Genomic DNA, 2,375 nt, shown 5'->3' on the forward strand with positions numbered 1-2,375 from the left:
ATCACCGGTCAGGACGAGTGCGTCGAGAGGGTCGCCGTCCTGGCCGAGAGTGCCGTCTACGTAGCCGTAGTCGGCGGGGTACTGGGTGGAGGTGAACAGCATCCGGTCCAGGCGGATGCGGTGCAGGGCGTGGTCCATCTCGTATTTGTTGCGGGACCCCTGCGGGATTTCCACGATCACATCGAATTCCACAGCATCTCCTTGCCTCGTCCGTATCACTCGTGAGCTGTTCCGCTGTCCTGCACACGTCGCTCGCACGCCCGCACCAAGGTGGCCGGCCGGTGTCAGCTGGACCGATCGGGAAGAGGCGCCGTCGACATGCGGCGACGCCACAGATCCCTAGGAGTGGCGTGCTGCGTCACTTTCGAGTTGACGTTGAGTGTCACCGACAGAATGCGGGTCCTGCAGGAATTTCTGCAAGTCTCTCGCCTCGCTTCCCGCACCGGTGCCGCCGAAGGAGCCGGACTCCTGATCCGACATGTCGTAGTTCAGGCTTGTAGCCAAGTTGAGCATCGCCGCCGCATAGCCGGAGATTGCATCGGAATACGCAGTGAAAGCTACTTTTGAATTTGGTGAGATGAAGTCGCCTTGTTGAGCCCAGATCTCACCGGCTTGTGGACTCGCAAGAAAGGTGAGCAGCGCCTCTGCGCCGACGGTTCCGCTGAAGGATACTGCGATATCACCGGCGCAAATTTGGGGCGGAGGTGAGGAGGTTGCCTTCTTGGTGTCGGCAGGAAAAAGGAAGGGCACTACGGTCGCCCCGATTTCTTTCTTGTATTGATGGGGGAGAATTTTCCCGATCGAGTCCGCCCCCAGGGTCATGGCCGATTTGGGCGGTACGGAGAACGTCTGGACGATGGACTGCCGGAAGTCGGTGTGCAGCGGGTCGGGGGCCACTAGTCCTTTTACGGTGAAAAGTCGCGAGAGTGCATCCAGTGCCCTTTCTACCGAGGGGTCGGTCCACTTAATTTTATGGTGCGCTAGCCTGCTGTACATATCCGGGCCCGACTGGGAGAGGTATACGTTTTCAAACCAGTCCGATAGTGTTGCTCCGTCGGCACCTGCGATGGATATGTCCGGAATTCCAGAATCTGCGATTTTTTGGGCCACCGGAATGAACTGTCTCCAGGTTTGCGGTTCGGACGCCCGAGCTTTGTCGAACGTTTTAGCGTTGCGCCAGACGATGGACTTGTCTGTTGCTTTGTAGGAGACTCCGTACTGCTTACCGTGGAAGCGTCCAAGATCCTGCCAGATAGGAGAGTAGTTGGCTTTAATCTGCTTAAGGGTTGATTGTCCAACCGGCTTGATCCGGCCGCTCGCTGCGAATTGACTCAGCAGGCTCAGGCGAGGAAGGAATGCAACATCGATTCCTCTGTCGCTGTCGATTTTCGACGTAAAGGACTGATTGGATCCTGTTCCGGTGGAGACATAATTCACCTTGACGCCGGTCTGCTTCGAGAAAAATTGAAGGACTTTTGTAAATTTCTCTTGATCGCTTCCATTCCATTCAGCGGCAACTTTGACTGTGGTTCCGTGAAGGTCAGGGAGAGGGGGGATGCTGGAGGATGCGCTGGGAAGGCCGGTTATTTGGGGAGATCTGTGGTGGCTGTCTTTTCCCCAGCAGGCTACCAGGGTGAGTGACATTACTGTCGCAATTCCTGCTGCCAGGGTCGCGCGTCTTATAGGGGCTGTTGATCGCACGGACATCTGCACAATCCTTTCAATGGGTTGCCCTGCCGTCTGCCGCTTACTGGTTCGATCAGCTTTGCGGCGGGGGTATGCGCTGGATGAGCCCTACGCGGGCTGTTAGCTTGCAGGAACCCCCACGTAGGGGATCGTAATTAAATTGTGACCCAATCCTGCGTTTCGGGGGGCATTGCATCTGGTCTCTCTTCTCATTCTGCAATTCGGGAATAATGCTTTCGGTGATGCAGGGGCCCAGGCGACAGACGCCGGTAGGCCAGCCGATGGCTCCGTGCTGCACAACGGCGTCTCGGCAAGTGGCGCGGGCCGCCGAGGGCTGCCCAGTCCTCGAGGCCGGGGGAGAGCTTGGATTTACGGTCGGAATTGGCCAGTCCTCGAGCGCTGTAGTGGTGCGGTCGAGCGGATGTGTGTGTCGCGATGCCCCATGAATCGGGGTCAGGCCGGTCGAGGCCTTTACAGGGCGTCAAGGAAAGGCTCAGCAATTTACGCTGACGACTTGGCGCAAATTCACCGCCTCTGCTGTGCCAATTGCCTAGGCTCGCCACAGCAAGGTGTAGCCATTCATTGGCTGTGCCCTTGCCAAGGGGGGTGCAGTAGGCGCGGCGTCCGCCCAGTCCTGGGCCGTCAATCGGGCTTTCCTTTCCGGCCGTTGCTGTCGCTGCTGCCGATGC

The 2,375-nt window shown here is 58.2% G+C and carries 2 protein-coding genes; both read right to left on the reverse strand.

Annotated elements, in window-relative coordinates; translation table 11 throughout:
* Positions 1-192 (reverse strand): inorganic diphosphatase (locus tag AB0N17_RS46160; protein WP_366017657.1); only part of this gene is annotated, 192 nt, incomplete at its 3' end.
* Positions 193-339: 147 nt separating this feature from the next.
* Positions 340-1,644 (reverse strand): ABC transporter substrate-binding protein, encoded by a 1,305-nt coding sequence (locus AB0N17_RS46165; RefSeq protein WP_366017658.1) that lies wholly within the window; start codon positions 1,642-1,644, stop codon positions 340-342.
* Positions 1,645-2,375 lie beyond the last annotated feature (731 nt).

The organism is Streptomyces sp. NPDC051133 (genome assembly GCF_040682635.1).
Classification (GTDB): domain Bacteria; phylum Actinomycetota; class Actinomycetes; order Streptomycetales; family Streptomycetaceae; genus Streptomyces.